This is a genomic window from Chryseobacterium sp. Y16C, from assembly GCF_022488405.1.
GTDB classification, from domain to species: Bacteria; Bacteroidota; Bacteroidia; order Flavobacteriales; family Weeksellaceae; genus Chryseobacterium; species Chryseobacterium geocarposphaerae.
This window is the reverse complement of sequence record NZ_CP092711.1, coordinates 4,050,359-4,072,929: the sequence shown is the minus strand read 5'-3', so window position 1 is coordinate 4,072,929 and position 22,571 is coordinate 4,050,359. Positions and strand designations below refer to the sequence as shown.

Annotated in this window: 21 protein-coding genes; 14 read left to right on the top strand and 7 right to left on the bottom strand. The window is 36.0% G+C overall.

All coding sequences use genetic code 11. The features are described 5' to 3' along the window. Positions 1 to 42: 42 nt before the first annotated feature. The 7 genes from MKS83_RS18465 (at position 43) to MKS83_RS18435 (ending at position 8,496) form a co-directional block, all read left to right on the top strand. Positions 43 to 1,197 (top strand): homogentisate 1,2-dioxygenase, encoded by a 1,155-nt coding sequence (locus MKS83_RS18465; RefSeq protein ID WP_100378111.1) that lies wholly within the window; start codon positions 43 to 45, stop codon positions 1,195 to 1,197. A 179-nt stretch (positions 1,198 to 1,376) separates the two neighbouring features. Further along, positions 1,377 to 2,888: a succinate CoA transferase gene (locus tag MKS83_RS18460; protein WP_240580830.1), complete on the top strand. Its 1,512-nt coding sequence runs from the start codon at positions 1,377 to 1,379 to the stop codon at positions 2,886 to 2,888. 209 nt (positions 2,889 to 3,097) lie between these two features. Then, a complete protein-coding gene (locus tag MKS83_RS18455; protein ID WP_240580829.1) occupies positions 3,098 to 4,372 on the top strand; it encodes an acetyl-CoA hydrolase/transferase family protein in 1,275 nt (424 codons plus the stop codon). A 160-nt stretch (positions 4,373 to 4,532) separates the two neighbouring features. Beyond that, on the top strand, positions 4,533 to 5,663 hold the full coding sequence (gene hppD / locus MKS83_RS18450) for a 4-hydroxyphenylpyruvate dioxygenase (protein ID WP_240580828.1): 1,131 nt from the start codon (positions 4,533 to 4,535) through the stop codon (positions 5,661 to 5,663). 67 nt (positions 5,664 to 5,730) lie between these two features. Beyond that, entirely contained in the window at positions 5,731 to 6,192 is a 462-nt protein-coding gene (locus tag MKS83_RS18445) for a hypothetical protein (protein ID WP_100378244.1), read from the top strand. Between the two features lie 54 nt (positions 6,193 to 6,246). Beyond that, positions 6,247 to 7,494, top strand: a complete 1,248-nt coding sequence (gene fahA / locus MKS83_RS18440) for a fumarylacetoacetase (RefSeq protein ID WP_240580827.1) — start codon at positions 6,247 to 6,249, stop codon at positions 7,492 to 7,494. Positions 7,495 to 7,674: 180 nt separating this feature from the next. After that, positions 7,675 to 8,496 (top strand): flavin reductase family protein, encoded by an 822-nt coding sequence (locus MKS83_RS18435; protein ID WP_240580826.1) that lies wholly within the window; start codon positions 7,675 to 7,677, stop codon positions 8,494 to 8,496. A 70-nt stretch (positions 8,497 to 8,566) separates the two neighbouring features. Here MKS83_RS18435 and MKS83_RS18430 read toward each other — a convergent pair whose 3' ends face one another. Further along, a complete protein-coding gene (locus MKS83_RS18430; RefSeq protein ID WP_240580825.1) occupies positions 8,567 to 9,412 on the bottom strand; it encodes an alpha/beta hydrolase family protein in 846 nt (281 codons plus the stop codon). A gap of 317 nt (positions 9,413 to 9,729) precedes the next feature. Further along, positions 9,730 to 10,518 carry a GLPGLI family protein gene (locus MKS83_RS18425; protein WP_240580824.1) on the bottom strand — a complete coding sequence of 263 codons (789 nt, stop codon included), beginning with the start codon at positions 10,516 to 10,518 and terminating at the stop codon, positions 9,730 to 9,732. Positions 10,519 to 10,800: 282 nt separating this feature from the next. On the opposite strand from MKS83_RS18425, the gene MKS83_RS18420 reads away from it, so the two are divergent. The 5 genes from MKS83_RS18420 (at position 10,801) to MKS83_RS18400 (ending at position 14,735) form a co-directional block, all read left to right on the top strand. Then, positions 10,801 to 11,574 (top strand): HipA family kinase, encoded by a 774-nt coding sequence (locus MKS83_RS18420; protein ID WP_240580823.1) that lies wholly within the window; start codon positions 10,801 to 10,803, stop codon positions 11,572 to 11,574. After that, entirely contained in the window at positions 11,561 to 11,944 is a 384-nt protein-coding gene (locus MKS83_RS18415; RefSeq protein ID WP_100378118.1) for a DUF3037 domain-containing protein, read from the top strand. The genes MKS83_RS18420 and MKS83_RS18415 overlap by 14 nt, the downstream gene beginning before the upstream one ends. Positions 11,945 to 11,963: 19 nt before the next feature. After that, the gene (locus MKS83_RS18410) at positions 11,964 to 12,983 is read left to right on the top strand and encodes an alpha/beta hydrolase (protein ID WP_240580822.1); all 1,020 of its coding nucleotides are present in this window, start codon (positions 11,964 to 11,966) and stop codon (positions 12,981 to 12,983) included. Positions 12,984 to 13,062: 79 nt separating this feature from the next. Next, positions 13,063 to 13,518 carry a hypothetical protein gene (locus MKS83_RS18405; RefSeq protein ID WP_240580821.1) on the top strand — a complete coding sequence of 152 codons (456 nt, stop codon included), beginning with the start codon at positions 13,063 to 13,065 and terminating at the stop codon, positions 13,516 to 13,518. A 209-nt stretch (positions 13,519 to 13,727) separates the two neighbouring features. Further along, entirely contained in the window at positions 13,728 to 14,735 is a 1,008-nt protein-coding gene (locus MKS83_RS18400) for a serine hydrolase domain-containing protein (RefSeq protein WP_240580820.1), read from the top strand. Here the strand turns inward: MKS83_RS18400 and MKS83_RS18395 are convergent. The 5 genes from MKS83_RS18395 to MKS83_RS18375 all read right to left on the bottom strand — a co-directional run bounded on the left by MKS83_RS18395 (position 14,728) and on the right by MKS83_RS18375 (position 18,884). Continuing rightward, a complete protein-coding gene (locus MKS83_RS18395) occupies positions 14,728 to 15,066 on the bottom strand; it encodes a phospholipase D-like domain-containing protein (RefSeq protein WP_240580819.1) in 339 nt (112 codons plus the stop codon). The genes MKS83_RS18400 and MKS83_RS18395 overlap by 8 nt on opposite strands. After that, a complete protein-coding gene (locus MKS83_RS18390) occupies positions 15,060 to 15,488 on the bottom strand; it encodes a phospholipase D-like domain-containing protein (RefSeq protein WP_240580818.1) in 429 nt (142 codons plus the stop codon). Before MKS83_RS18390 ends, MKS83_RS18395 begins: the two co-directional genes overlap by 7 nt. Before the next feature lie 92 nt (positions 15,489 to 15,580). Beyond that, on the bottom strand, positions 15,581 to 16,117 hold the full coding sequence (locus MKS83_RS18385; RefSeq protein ID WP_240580817.1) for a TlpA family protein disulfide reductase: 537 nt from the start codon (positions 16,115 to 16,117) through the stop codon (positions 15,581 to 15,583). After that, positions 16,095 to 16,502 (bottom strand): rhodanese-like domain-containing protein, encoded by a 408-nt coding sequence (locus MKS83_RS18380; RefSeq protein WP_240580816.1) that lies wholly within the window; start codon positions 16,500 to 16,502, stop codon positions 16,095 to 16,097. Before MKS83_RS18380 ends, MKS83_RS18385 begins: the two co-directional genes overlap by 23 nt. A 48-nt stretch (positions 16,503 to 16,550) precedes the next feature. Beyond that, positions 16,551 to 18,884 carry an ATP-dependent helicase gene (locus tag MKS83_RS18375; RefSeq protein WP_240580815.1) on the bottom strand — a complete coding sequence of 778 codons (2,334 nt, stop codon included), beginning with the start codon at positions 18,882 to 18,884 and terminating at the stop codon, positions 16,551 to 16,553. Positions 18,885 to 19,073: 189 nt separating this feature from the next. On the opposite strand from MKS83_RS18375, the gene MKS83_RS18370 reads away from it, so the two are divergent. Together MKS83_RS18370 and MKS83_RS18365 are read left to right on the top strand one after the other, a co-directional pair. Then, complete coding sequence (locus MKS83_RS18370) at positions 19,074 to 20,387, top strand: M16 family metallopeptidase (protein ID WP_240580814.1); 1,314 nt, start codon at positions 19,074 to 19,076, stop codon at positions 20,385 to 20,387. 53 nt (positions 20,388 to 20,440) lie between these two features. Next, positions 20,441 to 22,486, top strand: a complete 2,046-nt coding sequence (locus MKS83_RS18365) for a M16 family metallopeptidase (RefSeq protein WP_240580813.1) — start codon at positions 20,441 to 20,443, stop codon at positions 22,484 to 22,486. Positions 22,487 to 22,571 lie beyond the last annotated feature (85 nt).

The following is a 22,571-nucleotide window of genomic DNA, read 5'->3' as shown; positions in this document are numbered from 1 at the left end:
ATGAAAAAGTATTAAATTTGAGAGTCAACATATAAAAGTAAAATGAGATATCATCAGTCGGGAAATATCCCACAAAAAAGGCATACGATTTTCAAATCTCCTGAAGATAAATTTTACTATGAACAGCTTTTCGGAACAGAGGGTTTTCATGGAATTTCTTCACTATTGTACCACATTCACCGTCCGACTCAGATCAAATCGATTGGCGAACCGAAAGATGTAGCACCGAAAATCGCAGTTGAGAAAAACGTAACTCCAAGAATGTTTAAGGGAATGAATGTAACTCCCGAAGATGATTTTATGGACAGCCGCAAGTTTTTGATGGTAAACAATGACCTTAAAATGGGATTGTCGAAGCCAAGAAAATCGATGGATTATTTCTACAAAAACGCTGAATGTGACGAGCTTTTATACGCTCACAGCGGAAGCGGAATTTTAAAGACTTTTGTTGGAAACCTTGAGTTTTCCGTTGGTGATTACTTAATCATTCCAAGAGGAACGATTTATCAGGTTGAATTACATTCTGATGATACTGTCTTCTTTGTAGTAGAAAGTCACTCACCAATTTACACTCCGAAGAGATACAGGAACGAGTTTGGTCAATTATTGGAACATTCTCCGTTCTGCGAAAGAGATATTATTACGCCTACTTTTGTTGAGCCTAAAGACGAAAAAGGGGAATTTTTGATTAAGGTAAAAAAGGAAAATCAAATCACAGATTTTATCTACGCAACGCATCCGTTTGATGTGGTAGGCTGGGACGGATATTTTTATCCTTATAAATTTAATATTAAAAACTTTGAACCGATCACAGGAAGAATTCATCAACCACCACCGGTTCACCAGACGTTTGAAGCACACAATTTCGTGGTTTGTTCGTTCTGTGCAAGAATGTATGACTACCATCCTCAGGCAATTCCGGCACCTTACAATCATTCCAACATTGATTCTGATGAGGTTTTATTCTATACAGAAGGTGATTTCATGAGCCGTAATCATATTGATTTAATGGACTTTACGCTTCACCCCGGAGGAATCGTTCACGGACCTCACCCCGGCGCAATGGAAAGAAGTATCGGTAAAAAATTCACGGAAGAATACGCGGTAATGGTAGATCCTTTCCGTCCTTTAAAACTTACGGAAGAAGCTTTGAAAGTGGAAGATCCAACTTATAAAACTTCCTGGCTGGAGGAATAAAAAATTTTCTTTTTAAAATTTATAAAAAGAATTATGAAATAAATATAAAAGATGCCTTAAACAAATGTTTAAAGCATCTTTTTTTGTAAATTTGTGAGATTAGGATTAACATTTTTATCATCCTTTATTTTATACTACAACATGGAATAAATGGGTGGATAAAATCAAATAAAGAGTAAATGTTAGAAAGAATCAGACTAGAAAGTCTACACAAGAAAGTAACCACAGTAGAAAATGCCGTCAATATCATTAAAGACGGCATGGTAGTAGGATCCAGCGGTTTTACAAAAGCCGGAGACAGTAAAGCCATTTTAGCCGCACTGGCGGAAAAAGGAAAAACTGAAGATCTGAAAATCACCTTAATGACCGGCGCTTCTTTAGGCCACGGAACAGACGGAAAGCTTGCAGAAGCCAATGTCCTAAAAAAAAGGATGCCGTTTCAGGTTGATCCTATTCTCAGAAACAAAATCAACAAAGGTGAAATTCTTTTCATCGATCAGCATTTAAGTGAGAGTGCGGAACTTCTTCATACCAAAAACTTACAAAATATTGATGTTGCTGTAATTGAAGCTGCCTATATTGAAAGAGATGGGAGCATCGTTCCGACAACCTCCGTAGGAAATTCGGTAACTTTCGCCGCTTTAGCAAAAAAAGTAATCATAGAAATCAACACGGAAGTTCCTGAGGAAGTATACGGAATCCACGACATTTATCAGGCAGAAGATTATCCATATAGAAATGTAATTCCTATTGTTGCGCCTTGGAATAAAATCGGGAGAAAAAGCATTCCGGTAGATCCTGAAAAAATTGAAGCGATTGTTTTTACCAATCTTAAAGACAGTCCTGCCGATATTGCTGAACCGGATGCAAAAACAACGGCCATAGCAAAACATATCATTGAGTTCTTTGAAAATGAAGTACGTTTAGGAAGACTTACAGACAGGCTTCTCCCGCTTCAGGCAGGAATCGGTAAAGTAGCGAACGCCGTTCTTACCGGATTTAAAGACAGTAACTTCTATGATCTGACTATGTTCTCAGAAGTCTTACAAGACAGTACTTTTGATCTGATTGATGCAGGAAAACTAAGCTTTGCTTCGGCATCTTCTGTAACGGTTTCTAAAGACTGCTACGACCGAGTGTTTGGAAATCTTAGCAAATACAGAGAAAAATTTGTTTTAAGACCTCAAAATATTTCCAATACTCCAGGATTGATCAGAAGGCTGGGAGTAATTGCAATTAATACAGCTATAGAATTTGATATTTACGGAAACGTAAACTCCACGCATATCGGAGGGACAAAAATCATGAATGGAATCGGCGGTTCAGGAGATTTTGCAAGAAATGCCTATTTAAGTATTTTCGTCACTCAGGCAGCCTCTAAAGAAAATAAGATTTCTCACGTCCTTCCAATGGTTTCTCATACCGATCACACAGAACATGATGTTGATATCCTGGTGACAGATGTCGGTTTAGCAGATTTAAGAGGGCTTGCTCCGAGAGAAAGAGCTCAGAAAATCATTGATAATTGTGTTCATCCGGATTATAAAGAAGAGTTGCAGTCTTATTTTGACCGTGCCTGTGAAAGAGGAGGACACACTCCTCATCTTCTGGAAGAATCTTTCAGCTGGCATTTAAGATTCTCACAAACCGGAAGCATGAAGAAAGAAATTGCTCAGGAAGTTTTAAATTAATCAGTTTAAAATATCGTATAAAAGACTAAGTGTATTACACTTAGTCTTTTTGTTTATAAGTCTTATTAATTTTATTACTCATGATAAAAGTTGTGTGATCAGTCTGTAAAATTTAAACCCAATTAAAATAAGATGAATTATCTTTGAAAAAAGCGTATTTTTTAATTCAGAATAAATTAACCGACACATCATCATCAAATATTACTATTATGTACAACTATATAAGTGCGGAAGAAGCTGTATACACCGTAAAAAGCGGGAACAGGGTATTTTTTCACGGAAGCGCATGTACTCCCAATCATTTAATTGATGAACTGGCGAGACAATCTCATCGTCTTTCTAATGTAGAAATGGTTTCCATTACCCAGCAGGGAAATGTGGAAATCGCCAAACCAGAGTACAAAGACAGTTTTTTCGTCAATTCCCTTTTTGTTTCAACTCCGGTACGAGATGCAGTAAATTCAGACCGGGGAGATTTTGTACCTGTCTTTTTAAGTGAGATCCCCATTCTATTCAGGAAAAATATTTTGCCGCTTGATGTAGCTTTAATCACAGTTTCTCCACCAGACAAACATGGCTTCTGTACTTTAGGAACATCTGTTGATATTGCAAGAGCAGCAGTAGACACCGCAAAAACAATTGTAGCAGTCGTCAATCCGCTGATGCCTAGAACCCACGGAGACGGAATGATCCATGTAAGCAGAATTCATAAACTGGTTTGGCATGAAGAAGAGCTTCCGACAGTAGATTATGGTTCAAAAGTGGGTCCTGAAGAAATGGAAGTTGGGAAAAATGTAGCTGAACTGATTGAAGACAGATCTACCCTGCAAATGGGAATAGGGACCATTCCTGATGCAGTTTTAAAGTGCCTGGGAAATCATAAAGACCTAGGAATTCATACAGAAATGCTGAGTGATGGCGTCATTGATCTGATTCAAAATGATGTTATCAACAATAAATACAAAGGTTACAACGACAATAAAACAATTACCAGTTTCTGTTTCGGAACAAGAAAATTATACGATTATGTAGATGACAATACAGTTTTCTCATTTGATGATGTAAGTACGGTGAATTTTCCGATTAATATCATGAGAAACAAAAAAATGGTGGCTATCAATTCTGCCATTGAAATAGATCTTACAGGCCAGGTTTGTGCAGATTCTATCGGAACTATGCAGTACAGCGGAATCGGCGGACAAATGGATTTTATGAGAGGGGCTGCATTGAGTGAAGATGGAAAACCTATTATTGCCATCACTTCAAGAACTAAAAAAGGAATTTCCAGGATTGTTCCTTACCTGAAACAGGGAGCGGGAGTCGTCACAACAAGAGGCCATATTCATTATGTGGTTACGGAATACGGAACCGCTTACTTATATGGTAAAAATTTACGCCAAAGAGCTCAGGAACTGATCAGCATTGCACATCCTGATGATCGGGAAATGCTGGAAAGAGCGGCTTTCGAAAGATTTAAACATTAAATTTATCTCTAAATAATCTTGTACAAGGGTGCATTTTGCATTTTAAACAACTTCTGAATATTTTATTAAAACTTTAACTAACGGTTGTTTGCTTCGGTTTTAAATATTTCAGGGAAATTCGTAATTTGCACGCTATAAAATAAAAGTAAAAATAGAAAATATGTCAACACTTACATTTGCCGAAAAAATTGCTCAAGCAGAGAATTTTTTACCGATCAATGGTACAGATTACATTGAGTTTTATGTAGGAAATGCTAAACAGGCTGCTCATTATTACAAAACCGCTTTTGGTTTCCAGTCTGTAGCATATGCTGGTCCTGAAACAGGAGTAAGAGATCGTGCTTCTTATGTTCTGCAACAGGGCAAAATCAGATTGGTTCTTACTACAGGATTAAAATCAGATTCTCCGATCAACGAACACGTAAAAAAACATGGAGATGGAGTAAAGATTTTGGCACTTTGGGTAGATGACGCTTATAAAGCATTTGAAGAAACTACTAAAAGAGGCGGAAAGCCTTATATGGAGCCTGTAACTCTGACAGACGAAAACGGTGAAGTAAGAATGTCCGGGATCTATACTTACGGAGAAACCGTTCATATGTTTGTTGAAAGAAAAAATTATACAGGTCCTTTCATGCCTGGATATGAAAAGTGGGAAAGTGATTACAATCCTGAAGATGCCGGATTATTGTATGTAGACCACTGCGTAGGAAACGTAGACTGGGACAGAATGCTTCCAACAGTAGAATGGTATGAAAAAGTAATGGGATTTGTAAACATCCTTTCTTTTGACGACAAACAAATCAACACAGAATATTCTGCTTTGATGTCTAAAGTAATGTCAAACGGAAACGGATATGCAAAATTCCCTATCAACGAGCCAGCAGAAGGTAAAAAGAAATCTCAGGTAGAAGAATATCTTGATTTCTACGAAGGTGAAGGAGTACAACACATTGCAGTGGCTACAAAAGATATTATCCACACTGTAACTGAATTGAAAAAACGTGGTGTAGAATTCCTTTCTGCTCCGCCTGAAGCTTATTACGATATGGTTCCTGAAAGAGTGGGTCACATTGATGAAGACCTTAAAAAACTTCAGGAATTAGGGATCCTTATTGATCATGATGAAGAAGGATATTTATTACAAATCTTTACTAAGCCTGTAGAAGACCGTCCTACCCTGTTCTTTGAAATCATTGAAAGACATGGAGCTCAAAGTTTCGGTGCCGGTAACTTTAAAGCTTTATTTGAAGCTTTGGAGAGAGAGCAGGAAAGAAGAGGAAATCTTTAATTTTAAATACAATAATAAGTTTTGTCAGGATTCTATCTTGGCAAAACTTTTTTATAAAACACCTTATATGAAAAAAATTCTCATCGGTATTTCATTACTATCAACATTGGTATGTGCAAAAGCACAATATGGAACCATCAACGAAATTCTTACACAGCTTGAAGAAAGAAAAGGTATTAATCAGCATTTAGGAGATGTAAGTATTGACAATAAAAAATTCGTCTTCATTAAAGACGCAGAAGATCACACAGAAAGAGATTTTATAGTGATTAAAGGAAACAAGGTTACCTATGTAGAAGTCTTCGATGATAAAGCAACGGGAGAAAGCAATTCAAATGTTTTTTCCGGGGATATTGTAAGAAGCAAAAAAAACATCATTTCCCTACGTGCCGATATGCTGGAAAACCAGAAAGTTCCGATACCGGTTACGAAAACCTTATTATTAACAAAGCAAAAAGATATTCTGTACCTTATTGATGTGAATACCAAAGACCGATGGATCGATGAAGAATCTTATTCAAAAAAATAACAACCCGGAATTTGAGGAACTTTATTCTTAAATTCTTATTTAATCCTAAAACTTATGAAATCATTTGTAGAATATTCGTCAAATTCAGACTTCTCTATACATAATATTCCTTTTGGTGTAGCCGTATTCAATAAAGAATATATCGGCTGCTGTACAAGAATCGGTGATCAGGTTATTGATCTTGCCACATTATATGATCTTGGCTATTTCGAAGAAATAGAAGGACTTGATGATAATGTTTTTGAAGCGTATACACTTAATGAATTTATTGAGCTTGGAAAACCAATTACCAATGCTGTTCGTTTAAAAATTCAGGAATTATTACTGGAAGGCTCCACATTATCAAAAGACGAAAAAACAATCGAAGATGCATTCTATGATTTGGATCAGGTAAAAATGATGATGCCGGTTCACATTCCGAACTATACCGACTTTTATAGCAGCATAGAGCACGCAACCAACGTTGGGAAAATGTTCAGAGATCCTGCCAATGCTTTACTACCCAACTGGAAACATCTTCCTGTAGGATACCACGGTAGAGCTTCTTCTATTGTGGTTTCCGGAACAGAAATCAATCGTCCGAAAGGTCAGATGAAACCAGCAGATGTAGAAAAACCAATTTTTGGACCTTGTAAACAATTAGATTTCGAATTGGAAATGGCATTCATCATCAACAAAAATACTGAGATGGGCGAAAGCATTTCTACACAACAGGCTGAAGATGCCATCTTCGGAATGGTGGTTTTCAATGACTGGTCTGCAAGAGATATCCAATCTTGGGAATATGTTCCGTTAGGTCCGTTTTTAGCTAAAAATTTCGGTTCATCAATTTCTCCTTGGGTAGTTACTCTTGAAGCTTTGGAGCCATTCAGAACAGCTTCTCCTGTTCAGGATCCTGAAGTGTTGGATTATCTGAAATTCGAAGGAGATAAAAATTACGACATCAATCTTGAAGTCTATATTCAGCCTGAAAATGGTGACCAAAATCTGATCTGCGAAAGCAACTACAAACATATGTACTGGAATATGACTCAGCAATTGGCTCATCACACCGTAAACGGCTGTAATGTAGAAGTTGGTGATCTATACGCAAGCGGAACTATCTCAGGAAGCGATCCGAAATCTTTCGGTTCTATGCTTGAACTAACCTGGAGAGGACAAAATCCAATCCAATTAAGCAACGGACAGGAAAGAAAATTCATCGACGATAATGATACGGTAACGATGAAAGCTTGGGCTGAAAAAGATGGGGTAAGAGTTGGTTTCGGTGAAGTGAGCGGTAAAATTATTCCAGCAGTTTAATTATAATTTTAAATAAATAATTGAGATGCTTCGACAGGCTCAGCATGACATTTCTAATACTAACTGATAAACACAATGTTTTTAGCAGTCTATTTATAGCGATGTCATGCTAAGGAACCGAAGCATCTTTTTTTTACGATACATTTGAACACTTAATTTAATGAAGTGTTAGAACAAGATATGAAAACAGTAATTCCATCTGAAATAACTCCAGTACAGCTACAAACCGTAATGCAGACTGCCGTTTCACCACGACCAATTGCATTAGCTTCTACGGTTGATAAAAATGGCGACATCAATTTGTCACCGTTCAGCTTTTTCAATATGTTCAGTACGGTTCCTCCGATCCTGATTTTTTCACCTTCGAGAAGAGTCCGTGATAATACGACAAAACATACTCTGGAAAATGTTTTGGAAGTTCCCGAAGTTGTCATCGGAACAGTAAACTTTCCGATTGTTCAACAAATATCTTTGGCTTCCACAGAATATGGTGACGGTGTAAATGAATTCATCAAGTCCGGGTTAACCATGAAGGACGCGGATTTAGTAAAGCCTAAATTAATTGAGGAATGCCCTGTAAACTTTGAGTGTAAGGTTTTAGAAGTAAAATCCTTGGGAGATCAGGGAGGTGCAGGAAATCTGGTCATTTGCGAAGTTCAGAAAATCCACATCCGGAAAGAATATCTGAATGAGGAAGGAAATCTTGATCAGAAAAAACTGGATATGGTTGCCCGTTTGGGCGGAAACTGGTATTCCAGAAACAACGACAACAATCTTTTTGAAGTTCCAAAACCGCTGGTAACCAAAGGAATTGGCTTCGATCTTCTTCCCAATGAAATAAAACTGAGTAAAGTTTTCACCGGAAACGATTTAGGAATGTTAGCCAACGTTGAGGTTTTACCTACAGGAGATTACCACTCCGACGAAAAAATTCATCAGGATGCTCAGAAATTTTTGCTTGAAAACAACATTGAAGAAGCCTGGAAGATTTTAATTAAATAAATTAAACATTAACCTTAGAATCATTCAATGGATAAAACAAAAAGGAGTGAATATTTTCACTCCTTTCTTCTTAAATTACAAATTTATTCTTAATAAATTCAACAGACTTTTCGACTACCTTATTTAAGTCTTTTGGCAGGTCATTCTCTTCCCAGGGTTCTTTTGCGCCAAAGGTATGATTGGCACCTTCAATTAAAAACAATTCAGAATTTGGATTTAGAATATGCAGGTGTTCCGCACTTTTCACATTCACACTTTCATCATTTGTTCCGTGAATGATTAACATATGCGCTTTGGCCATTTCAGTTGCTCTTTCTACATCAAAACGTATTTCGTCCTTCTTAAAATCTTCGTAAAACTGGTAATAATGAGGCATTTCCTGCTTCGTTCTTCCGTTTAGCACATAGAAAACCCCGGCTTCTTCCCATTTTTTAAATGCATCATTTTTAGGAAAGCGATCCAATGTATCTACACTGGCAAATGTTATTAATCCATTGATTCTTTCATCCTCAAAAGTTTTGATAATGGAAATTCCTCCTCCCCTGCTATGTCCCATCAGAATCAATTTTTGATCATTCACCTTTTCATGTTGAATAAAATGATCTATTACTACTCCCAAATCCGAAAGTTCTTTAGAATAATTGTTATTTCCGAATGCTTCCAGATCACCAAAATTGTGAGGATCCTCTACCGTGGTTCCGTTGTGGGAAAAATTAAATTTAACAAAGAAAAATCCGGCTTCTGCAAATTTTTCCGCCATTATATTCCAGGCTCCCCAGTCTTTATAACCCTTGTAACCATGAACGAAAATAACTAACGGTAGCTTTTCATTTGTTTCGGGATAATAAGCATCTGCGAGAAAATCTCTGGTTTCAGGATTTGAAAGGATAATATTGTGTTCGTTTGTGATTTGCATAGTTTATTTTTGTTTACATTTTGTTCACTCCGATGAAAGAAGGTTTATTAACCTTATAGATATAGATTCTTCACTACGCTTCCGCTTCATTCAGAATGACAGACTGATTTTATAATTAGTTTATTTTAAATTAAATTACTAAATAATCCCCACATGCAGACAAACCCTGACAAAATAGTGCATTGTTTATTTTTAACAAATAACTGTGGAGATTGTTGACTAATCCAACTTACATTACATTTAAAGTCTGGTAAAAAACACCAAGAAAGTATACCACATTTTTAGCATTTTACTTTTACCATAGTTAGCAGATGTTTTTATCTGTAATTTATTTTGTGATTTAATTCAATGGGATTATTTTCTTGTAAAATATTATTTTGCATTTCTTTATTTTTTATAGAAATATCCACTGTATTGCCTTTTGGGTCGGTAAATGTAGCAGTTTTCCAACCTTTTGAATTTATATCAAATGGATCATTATAATATGATTTTGCAAGCGATTCATATTTTTTCCAATCAATTTTCACCGTTTTTGTGCGTGCGTCAAATAGATTCCCACCTTTTTTGACTTCTATCAAATTAAATGAATATTCATTGTTTGAATCTTGAATAGAAACAATCAACCCAGGTAAACCATTGAAAATATATGGACCATCTCCAAAAGGTAATTCTGTAGTAAACCAGGCAACCCAGTTTCTGCCTCCATAATTTGTTTCTGCTTTTTGAGATTTATATTTTCCAATTATTTTTTGTTCGGAAGTTATTTTCCAATTTAATATTTCATCAATTGGGAGGAGATAATCTGTTTTCAAATAAGTTATTACTTTTTCAATTCTTTTTTGAGCAAGATTCTTTTTGACATAGAATTTGTTTTCAACGCCCATATTATACCTTCCGTTTCCATTATTCAACTTTATTGAATCGTTTTTTTTGTCCAGTGAATCTCTAAAAATTGAAATATTATTTTTTAAATCCAAAATCATTTTCTCGGAATAAACGTCATCTGCTTTTTCTGAATTCAGTTTGTATTTTGCTTCGTAAATAAAACTAAATTTTTGTGAGAAGCAAAAGGTGGAAATTCCAAGAAAAAATATTATAAATTTCATTTGTGCGAGGTTTGTTTAAAATTTCTGATAACGGAAAAAGTATTGGTGAAGTACGGACTAAATGGCACTGAAAGCTCTATTTAAACTGAATAGTGCAAATACCTTTTCTTGCGCTAAATTACTATTTTTATAAAATAAACAGTACTTGCGGGTAAATTTTTCAAAACAAAGCATTTTCCATAGTCTCAAATTGTGAGCAATAATGGCGCTCTAATATATTATTCTCATTAGTCAACCTGATATTAATTTATCTATTATTAAATTAAACCTTATTTTTGCTGCATGTTGGATTTAAGAACAGTAACGGTAATGCGATATATTCTGCCGCTTCGGGAGGGAGGTTCTCTTCCTGCGCTTGCAGAAGCTGATGATGATTTTAAATATGTGTTAAAATTCCGTGGTGCAGGTCATGGAGTTAAAATGCTGATTTCAGAATTATTGGGCGGAAAAATTACTGAAGTATTAGGATTAAAAATTCCTGAACTCGTATTGGTGAATCTCGATGTAGATTTTGGAAGAACTGAAGCTGATGAAGAAATTCAGGATCTGCTGAAATTTTCAGAAGGATTAAACTTAGGGTTACATTATCTTTCAGGCTCTATTGCCTACGATCCCAGTGTGAAAGTTGATCCTCTTCTGGCATCAAAAATCGTTTGGCTGGATGCCTTTATCACCAATATTGACCGTACTTTTAAGAATACCAATCTCCTGATGTGGCATAAAGAATTATGGGTGATCGACAATGGGGCTTCTTTCTATTTTCATCATTCGTGGCAGAATTTTGATACAGCTGCAAAAACTCCATTCAAATATGTGAAAGATCATGTTTTGCTTCCACAGGCCACACAGCTTGATGAAGCAGATAAACTCGCAAAAGAAGTCTTGACTGAGACTGTTTTCAGAGAAATTGTAAACTTAATTCCTGAAGACTGGTTACACTGGAACGACGCCGATGAAAGCCCAGAGGAAATTCGTGAAATCTATTTCAACTTCCTGAAAACACGATTAGAAAATTCTGAAATTTTTTTAAACGAAGCCAAAAATGCAAGAGGATAAAATATACGAATACGCAGTCATACGTCTGGTTCCTAAGGTTGAAAGAGAAGAGTTTTTCAATATAGGTTTGGTGATGTTTTCTAAAAAAGAAAAATTCATTAGGGTTGAGTTTTATTTATGTCCCGATAAATTCAGACTTATGCACAGCAAGCTGGATTATGAGGATATCATTCAAAATCTTGAAAGTTTTCAGAAAATTGCGAATGGAGATAAAGACGGCGGACCTATTGCCCAGCTTGAAATTCCTGAGCGTTTCAGATGGTTGACGGCGGTAAGAAGTTCCGTAGTACAGACCTCCAGACCTCATCCGGGAAAATCTAAAGACCTGGAAAAGACTTTTGGTAAACTTTTTGAGGAGTTAGTAAAATAACCACTTCAAAAAATATTTTATGAACTTATTCAATCACAATATAATGTACAGGTTTTCTTTAAACCTGTTTTTTATTTTATGCTTAAGCCTCTTCAATCTGAGTTATTCTCAGGCTCCAATCGAAATACAAGCTCCGAAAAGCATTATTCTTCCCGAAAAAACTGCTCTTTTAGAGGATATTTCTTATAAAAATGATGCTTCGGGAAATCCTATCAAATTAGACATTTACGAACCTAAAAAGCCAACATCGGGAAAACTTCCGGTAGTGATCTACGTTCACGGCGGAGCCTGGGCAAAAGGTGATAAAGCAGTAAGAGCCGACAGCTATATTGAAAGCTTTATTTTAAAACTGGTTGAAAAAAATTATGCCGTTATTAGCATTGATTATACTTTGGTAAGTGACACGGTACATTTTCCGTTGCCGGTTCAGGATACAAAAGATGCGGTGAGATGGGTTAGGAAAAATGCTGAAAAATATAATTTTGATCCGAATCATATTGGCTATTTCGGAACGTCTTCAGGCGCTCATTTATCGATGCTTTCAGCGTATACCAACGATAACGAATATGTTGGAAGTCCAGAACTTTCATCTTATTCCGGAAAAGTAAATTATGTAGTAAGTAATTTCGGGCCTACCGATTTAAACAAGCTTTTACATACGAGATTAGGTAAAATTCCGGTGGCTATTGTGGGATTATTTTTTAAACCGATTGTGGAAATCAGGCAAAAATTAGTCTTCGGAATTTCAGGATATGATATTAAAACCGAAAAAAGAAAAGCTATAGACTATCTGGAAACTGCTTCTCCCATCAATGATGTTGAAAATGGTGTTCCGACTTTTATTCTTCATGGAAATAGAGACAAAGTTGCTCCTATTAATCATTCCAAAAGGTTGGTCAGAAAGCTTAAAAAACAAAATATCGAAACCAAACTGATCGTTGTAAAAGATGGCGCTCACGGTTTTGGAACAACCGATACAACATATATGAATCAACTGAATGATGAAATGGTGAATTTTATTGAATCTCATAAAAAATAATTGGGCAGTAATTTTATCAAAAAACAGAATCTTCTAAAAGAAAATACTGAATATTCCGTTTAATTCTTAAATTTGGCTAATGCAAAAGAATCTTTACCTTATCATCATATTATTGTGTCTTGTGAGTTGCTATACTTATCAGGTTAAGAAACCAGCTGCAACAACTGACAATAAACAGGACGCTAAAAATAGTGCAACACTTGCTAATACGAATCCTTCGCAAACAAAAAGCACAGCACCTCAGAATCCACAACCTACACCCGTTCCTATTAATATTCAGGAGAAACTTGCCCCTAATAAAAATGTTAAAATTGAAGTTGACGGCAAAAGCTATAAAGTAATCGTTGACCGATGGGAACGCGACAGTCTGGTTGCACACCCGGTTCATAGTCCTAAAAATGTTCTAAAATTCCATAAGAACCAAATTAATGCTGAGAGAATTGCTGAAAAACGATTTTCACAACCCATCGCTGATATTCTGACCGTAGTTGCTTATGCAAGTATTGGTGTCGGAATTTACCTTTTGGTGAAGTAATCTTTGAAATTTACCTCATACCTGTTAAACTTTGAGTCGCTAAATTAATTATAGTTTTATTCTAAAATGTTTAACTAATTTAAATTTTATTGATCTAAAAATAGAATTTAAACTAATTTCACATGAAAATAAAGAGATTATTTTCTACTTCTATTGTATGCTTTGTACTCATAATATGCAGTTCCTTTGCGAAATTTACAGAGCATAAAATGTCTAAACCAATACCGGCAAGAAAAGAAGCCATGTACTTTCCTCCTTTTAATAGTGATACATGGGAAACAAAATCTATTGCGAGTTTAGGGTGGCATCAGGATAAAGTTCAGGATTTGCTGGATTATTTGCAGACTAAAAACTCCAGAAGTTTTATGATTCTTCAGAACGGAAGAATTGTAATGGAAAATTATTTTGGAGGTCATACTTCCAGAATGCCTTGGTATTGGGCAAGTGCAGGAAAAACACTTACCTCAACCGTTACCGGAATTGCCGAACAGGAAGGCTTTTTAAATATCAATAATAAAGTTTCAGCGTATATCGGAACAGGGTGGACAAGCGAGCCTTTAGCAAAAGAAAATCTTATTACCTGTAAAAATCTGTTAACAATGACTTCCGGTTTAGATGACAGCATGGGAAATGATGTATCTTCGGCTCATCTTCAATACAAAGCCGATGCAGGTACGAGATGGGCGTATCATAACGTCTATGTAAAGCTTCAGGATGTAGTCGCTGCTGCTACCGGACAAAGCTGGTCAAACTATTTCAATACAAAACTTCGGGATAAAATCGGAATGACCGGAGCCTGGATTCAGAGTGGTAATAACAGTGTATATTGGAGCAATACCAGAAGTATGGCCCGCTTTGGATTAATGGCTCTCAATAAAGGAAACTGGAATGGAACACAGATCATTAATACCCAATATTTTCAGAATGCTACCACCACTTCTCAAAATCTCAATCTTTCCTACGGATATTTGTGGTGGCTCAACGGAAAAGCAAGCTATCACCTTCCACAGACGCAATTTCAATTTAATGGAAAGCTCATTCCAAGCGCACCGGATGATCTGTTTTGTGCTTTAGGAAAGAATGACCAGAAAATCTATGTTGTTCCCAGTAAGAAGCTGGTTATTATAAGAATGGGTAAATCAGCAGATAATATGAATTTTGCCCGCTCGAATTTTGATGAGGTTTTATGGCAAAAAATAAACGCTGTCATTAATTAATCGGCTCCGGGTACAGCTGGCTTTCCCAAAACTGAAGATCTCTTTCTGCCAAATTGGAATTAAAAAAAATCTTATTTACTTCCTCCACTATTCCTGCCACAGCATTAGGATCAGCAGTTCTGATTCTGGTCTCATGGTTGTCTTTTATTCCTTTTGCCGTAAAGTTCAAAGAGCCCATATAGGCGATTTCGTCATCAATCACATAAATCTTACTGTGGATAAAGGTTTTATTGAAAGAGTTTCCATTATTGGGAGAAATAAAAACTTTAAACGGAAATAGCTGTTTATAAGTATAATGGTAAATCCGCTTGTTTTTAATTTGTCTTACCACAAAATCCCTGACAAAAAATAACAAACAACAAGAATAAAGCCATAGGCAAACTTCCATTCTTTTAAAAAGAAGATGAAAGGAACTAAAAGCACAATCAAACCTATTATTATAAAAAGTAATATTCCCGATAAGCTGATCAAACTGTCTCTGGACTGTTTTGCTTTTTCATCAGTATGTCTTTTCTGAACAATCAATTTATTAATATTCTTATCATAGCCATAAAAGTCTTCTATCTCATCACTGGTAATAAGGCTGATCTTAATTCCTTCGTTATGCAGAAAAATCAGTTCCTTAATCAATGAAGGAGAAAGATAAGGAGATACTATTTTGATATTTCTTTTGGCATTTCTGATGTCCTGAAGAAGCTTTGCACCGGCACTTTTTCCAATATAAATATCGCAAATGGCATTATTATAAAACATAGATGAAATAATTTATTGGCTCAATAATTAAATAAAAAACTTTGTAAGTCATCTTACAAAGTTTTTTATGGGTAAATATTTTTTAATGAAGATTACTCAAACTCTTTTTTCAATTCATCAGCTATAAAAGTTTTAAGCTCTTCCCCATGAATATTAATTGCGATAACCTTTCCGGATTTATCCAGCACCAGATTATAAGGTAATTCTTCAATCCCGTATGTTTTGGCAACCGGACTTTTCCAAAACTGAAGATCACTTATTTGTGTCCAGTTTATTCTTTCCCTTTCAATCATCTTCTTCCAGTTATCTCTAGATTTATCTAAGGAAACCCCCACTATTTCAAAGCGTCCTTCTTTTACAGCTTTTTCATTTTCAATATAAATTTCCTTTAAAAAAGGCTGTTCTTCAACACATGGAGCACACCATGTTGCCCAAAAATCGAGTAAAACCACCTTCCCTTTCAGTGAACTCAGCTTAAAATCAGTGTCCTGAAAAGTTTTCAGATGAATCTCAGGAGCAGTATCATTTAACTTCAATGAATTTTGTGCGCCAATGAATCCGAAACAGAAGAATAGAATGCCTGATAAAAGTAATTTTTTCAATATATTAATCGTTGGTTGGATAATCATGATCGATCCAGTTGGTTTTTACATTTTTAGGAATATCAAGAATCTTTACATTTTTAAAACCCATTTCTACCAATGCATTGAACGCCGGACGAATATTCGGACATCGGTCGTAAGGACAGCATCCGCAATAGACAATGATTTCTTTATTTTTATCTAATTTTCTCACATAATCCTTCAGTTTCTCAAGATTTTGAGGATCATTGGCCATTCCCATATCCACAGAACCTTTTACTACAGCAGAAGGACCAACAGAGAAAATCAGGATATTTTGGGTTTGCTTTTTTACAATTTTAGCCGCTAAAATATCGGGAGCTACCACCTGAGCTTCCGTCCATGGAACCGGCTGAGTCTGTGCTTTTAGAAAACTGCCAAAACACATTATCATAGTAAATAAAAACATTATTCTTTTCATAAGATTTCTTGAGATTTGTTATTATATTTTGGTAAGCTTCGCATATTTCAGGATCAGATTTTTCTCTCCTTCATGCATGAAAACCACTTTTGCTTTAATATTTTGAGGATCTGTTCCATCTAAGAAGGTCACTTCTCCGATTCCAAATCGGTCGTGTCTTACTTTATCCCCTACTTCAATATCCTGAGAAGAAGCTCCGCTTGGGTTGATAATCTTCGCCGTACTTACCGGTTTAAGCTTCCTTGGCTCTGCGATTGGTTTTGAATTTTCACTTTTAGCAATGGTTTTCTTCTCCACTTTCTTAAAGCTTCTCATTTCAGAAGGATGCTCATCGAATATATTAGATTTCACTCCTGAATTATTAATGAAACGCTTCTCAATCATCGGATTCAGGAATTCAAGGTATTGATCATCAATTTCACTCAAAAACCTTGACGGCTCTGCATCAGTAATTTTTCCCCATTGGAAACGGGAAACGGCATAGGAGAAATAAGCCTGTTTTTCAGCTCTTGTTAAAGCCACATAAAACAATCGTCGCTCTTCTTCCAGATCTTCTCTTGTAGCAGAACTCATGAAGCTCGGAAAAAGATTTTCTTCCAGTCCCACCAAATGAACCACCGGAAACTCAAGACCTTTGGAAAGGTGAATCGTCATCAGTGAAACCATATCATCCACATTTTCTTTATCCTGAGTATCTGCAGAAAGGGCAATATTCTCTAAGAAGTTCGGTAAACTAGGATCCCCGTCTTCCAGCTGCATTTGTTCTTCAATAAACCCCTGCATGGAGTTCATCAATTCCTGAACGTTTTCTACCCTGGATATTCCTTCCGGAGTCTGGTCATCTTTTAAAAATTTAATCAGACCGCTTCGTTTTGCCACCTCCATCGCAACATTATATGCAGTTTCTGTTTTAAGCAATACTTGGAATGCTTTAATCATTGACCAGAAATCATTCAGTTTATTCAGAACACCGTTGTTAAATCCTAAATGCGGTGCATAGATCGGAAGATTATCCAATACTTTTGAAACCGGAACATTTTGAGAGTCGGCAAAAACAATTAGTTTATTCTGAGTCGTTTCACCAATTCCTCTTGCAGGATAATTGATGATTCTCATCAACGCCTCCGAGTCATTTTCATTCACCAAAAGTCGCAGATAGCCGATGAGATCTTTTACCTCTTTTCGCTGATAGAAAGACAATCCTCCGTATACTTTGTACGGAATATTTTTACGTCTCAAAGCGTCTTCAAAAGCACGCGTCTGAGAATTGGTACGGTATAAAATGGCGAAATCACTGTATTTCCTTTGCTCCCGGTTTCTGGTTTCCCAGATATTTCCTGCCACAAAATTGGCTTCATCCGCATCGGACAGAGAACGGTAGATCTTTATTTTTTCACCTTCTTCATTTTCACTGAAAACATTTTTCTTGAACTGCTGAAGGTTTTTTGCAATCACAACATTGGCTGCGTTTACAATATTCTGTGTTGAACGGTAATTTTGTTCCAACGAAACCGTTACCGCATCAGGATAATCTTTTTTAAAGTTTAAGATATTCTGAATATTTGCCCCACGGAAAGAATAAATTGACTGAGCATCATCTCCTACTACACAAATATTTTCAAATTTAGAAGCTAATGCTTTTACAATTAAATACTGAGAATGGTTGGTATCCTGGTACTCATCTACCAAAATATATCTGAATCTGTCCTGATATTTTGCTAAAACTTCAGGAAAACGGGTTAATAATTCATTGGTTTTTAACAACAAATCGTCAAAATCCATCGATCCGTTTTTGAAGCATTGTTCTACATATTTCTGGTAAATCTGCCCTATGAATTTCATATTTGCTTTTTCATCAGCTTCCATCAATTCCGGATTGGCATAATAAGCTTTTACCGTGATCAGATTATTTTTATAGGTAGAAATTCTTGCCTGAACTTTTTTAGGTTTATACAAATCAGCATCGATATTCATGTCTTTCAATACCTTTTTAATCACATTCAGGGCATCCTGCTGATCATAAATGGTAAAGTTGGAAGGATATCCCAGATAATGTGCCTCACTTCTCAGAATTCTTGCAAAAACCGAGTGAAAGGTTCCCATCCAAAGACTTTTTGCATTGCTCTGTCCTACCACTTTGGCAATACGCTCCTTCATTTCTTTTGCCGCCTTATTAGTAAAGGTCAGAGATAAAATATTAAAAGGATCTACTCCATTGGTGATCAAATGAGCAATACGCATGGTAAGTACACGCGTTTTTCCGGAACCCGCTCCTGCAAGCACCATCAGTGGTCCTTGTAACGTGGTAACGGCCTCAAATTGTGATTCATTCAGTCCTTTCAAATAATCCTCCATGCTGCAAAAATTTTTGGGAACACAAAATTAGTGTATTCTATGGAGAATTCAAATTTTGGTTTTAGATGTTAGAACTCAGCACTGTAATTTTCATCATAGTAGGTTAAATATTCTTTCTGTAAAATTTATTTTAACTTTTTGTAACAATTAAAGTAAATTTGGCACTAATTGACAAAACAATTTCTATTTATGAAAAAGCGACTTCTTTCTGTTGCTGCAGCGGCTTTCTTTGGAATGGCTTTGAACGCACAACAAATTAAATTTGAAGAATATGACTTACCAAACGGTCTTCACGTAATTTTACACCAGGATAATTCCGCACCGGTTGTTACAACTGGAGTAATGTACCATGTAGGTGCAAAAGATGAGGTAAAAGGAAGAACTGGTTTTGCTCACTTCTTCGAGCATCTTTTATTTGAAGGAACCCCAAACATCAAAAGAGGTGAATGGTTTAAGATTGTTTCTTCAAACGGAGGGCAAAACAACGCTAACACGACCAACGACAGAACTTACTACTATGAAACTTTCCCATCAAACAACGAACAATTGGGTCTTTGGATGGAAGCTGAGAGAATGCGCCACGCTGTAATCAATCAGGTTGGAGTAGATACTCAGAGAGAAGTTGTAAAAGAAGAAAAAAGATTGAGAATGGATAACCAGCCTTATGGTAATCTTTTCACAACCATTCAGAAAAACTTATTTACCAATCACCCGTACAACTGGCCAACAATCGGTTCTATGGAAGATCTGAACTCTGCGAAATTAGAAGAATTCCAAGCATTCTATAAAAAATATTACGTTCCGAATAATGCAACTTTGGTTGTAGCAGGTGATATCAAACCTGAACAGACTAAAAAGTGGATTGAAACTTACTACGGAAGCATTCCAAAAGGAACGGTTTATCCAAAAGATTTCCCGAAAGATGCTCCTATCACCCAGGAAAAAGAAGTTACAGCAACTGACCCGAACATTCAGCTTCCTGCTTATATTTTCGCATACAGAACTCCTGCTAATAAAGAAAAGGATGCTTACGTTTTAGATATGCTTTCCTCTTATTTAAGTAATGGTAAATCTTCTGTTCTATACAAAAAATTAGTTGACCAGGACAAAAAAGCACTTCAGGTAGCAGCTTTTAACCAGGGTCTTGAAGATTACAGTATCTTCGCTTTCTTCGCAATCCCAATGGGACAGACGACAAAACAGGCTTTACAGGCTGATATTGATGCTGAAATCAAAAAGTTACAGACTACTTTGATCTCTGAAGATGATTATCAGAAGCTACAAAACCAATACGAAAACCAGTTTGTAAATGCTAACTCAAGTATTCAGGGAATTGCTGCTTCATTGGCTACCAACCACGTATTGATGGGTGATACGAATTTGATCAACAAAGAAATCGACATTTACAGAGGTATCACAAGACAGGATCTTCAGAATGCGGCTAAAAAGTATCTTAATTCTAACCAAAGAATCATCATTAATTACGTACCTGAAAAAAAGTAATCATTTCAACTTCTCAGGTTAAAAGATGATTATTAAAAATTAAATTTTTACAAATGAAAAAGCAATTAACATATATAGCTGTAGCGTTTTTATTCGCAGGAACTGTTTCAGCGCAAAAAATAGATCTTAATGCAATGCCAAAGCCAGGACCAACTCCTGCAATCAACATTGCTAAGCCAAAAACTTTTCAATTAAAGAATGGCCTTACGGTAATGGTTGTGGAAAACAACAAACTACCTAGAGTAAGTGCAAGTCTTACAATGGACAGACCTCCATACAATGAAGGTGCTGTAACAGGGGTAAGCGAAATCATGGCAGAGCAGTTCGAAAACGGAACTACAAACATGAGCAAAGATGAATTCAACAAAAAAGTGGATTATCTTGGTGCTAATCTTAACTTCAACTCAGGAGGTGCTTCTATGAACTCACTTTCTAAATATTTCCCTCAGGTTTTAGGATTGATGGCTGATGCAATTATTAATCCTAAATTTTCTGCTGATGAAATTCAGAACTCTAAAGAAAGAGCCATCGAAGGATTAAAGTCTGACGAAAAAAATGCTTCTTCTATCGCTGGAAGAGTTTCCAATGCTTTAATGTATGGTAAAAACACTTCAAGAGGTGAATTTGAAACGGTTGAGTCTATCAACAAAATTCAGTTAGCTGATGTACAAAACATTTATAAAAAATATTACGCTCCGGACAATGCTTATTTAGTAATCGTTGGAGATGTAAAATTTGATCAGGTGAAACCATTGGTTGAAAAAGCTTTCAACAACTGGAAAAAAGCAAACACACCAATCACTCCTCTGGAGCCGGCTGAAAATGTTGCTAAAACTGAAATCAATATCGTTGACGTTCCTTCTGCTGTACAGTCAGTTGTTTCTTTGAACAACCTTAATACATTAAAAATGAAGGATGCCAACTATTTCCCGGCAACCATAGCAAACTACATCCTTGGTGGTGGTGGTGAAGCCAGACTTTTCATGAACCTTCGTGAGAAAAACGGATTTACGTATGGGGCTTATTCAAGCATGGTAGCAAGCAAATATTCTCCACAGTTTTCTGCAAGTGCGAGTGTAAGAAATGAGGTTACAGATAAAGCGGTTAAAGAATTCATGAACGAGCTTAACGCAATCTCTAGTGTAAAGCCCGAAGAACTTGAAAACGCTAAAGCTAAATTGAAAGGTTCTTTCATTATGTCTTTGGAGCAGCCTGCAACTATTGCAAGATTTGCTTTAAATCAAAAAGTTCAGGACCTTCCTGCTGATTTCTATACCAACTACTTAAAATCTATCGATAAAGTAACTGCTGCAGATGTTACCAATGCTGTAAAAGCTACGATTTTACCAAACCAAAGCAGAATTTTCATCGCGGGTAAAGCATCTGATATCTCTGAAGGATTGGAAAAATTAGGTTACCCTGTAAAATACTATGATAAGGATGCCAATCCTGTTGCAAAGCCAACTGTACAAAAGGTTGATGCTAATGTAACAGTAGCCTCTGTTGTTGATAAGTATATTGCTGCTATTGGAGGAAAAGCTAATTTAGCAAAAATCACTTCATACACTACGAATGCAACTATGTCTATGCAGGGACAGAATCTTGACTTCAAAATTGTTAAAGCTCAAGGCGGAAAAGAATTGCAAACCATCTCTATGGGAGCAATGACTGTTCAAAAACAAGTTTTTGATGGTAAAACAGGATATTCTGAACAAGGGGGACAAAAGGTTCCAATGAGCAAAGAAGAAATTGCGGAAAACCTTAAAAACACTGAACTTTTCGAAGAATTAGGTTTTGCTAAATCTGCAGATTACAAATTAGCAGGAATTGAAAAAATCAACGGAGAAGATTCTTACGCGATTAAGTCAGGTGATAAAACTTATTATTACAGTGTAAAAACAGGTCTTAAAACAGGAGAAACTGAAACGGTAAAAGCACAGGGACAAACCATGACAATTCCTACCACTTTTGCTGATTACAAAGATGTATCTGGTGTGAAGATGCCTTATACCATTACGGTTAATCAAATGGGTATGGATATGGTTCTGAAAGTAAAATCATACGAAGTAAACCAGGCTAAAGATTCTGATTTTAAATAAAGACAGATCAATTTACTATAAAAAACAGCAACAAATGTTGCTGTTTTTATTTTTACTTCTATCTTATTTTGCTATTCAGTAAAAA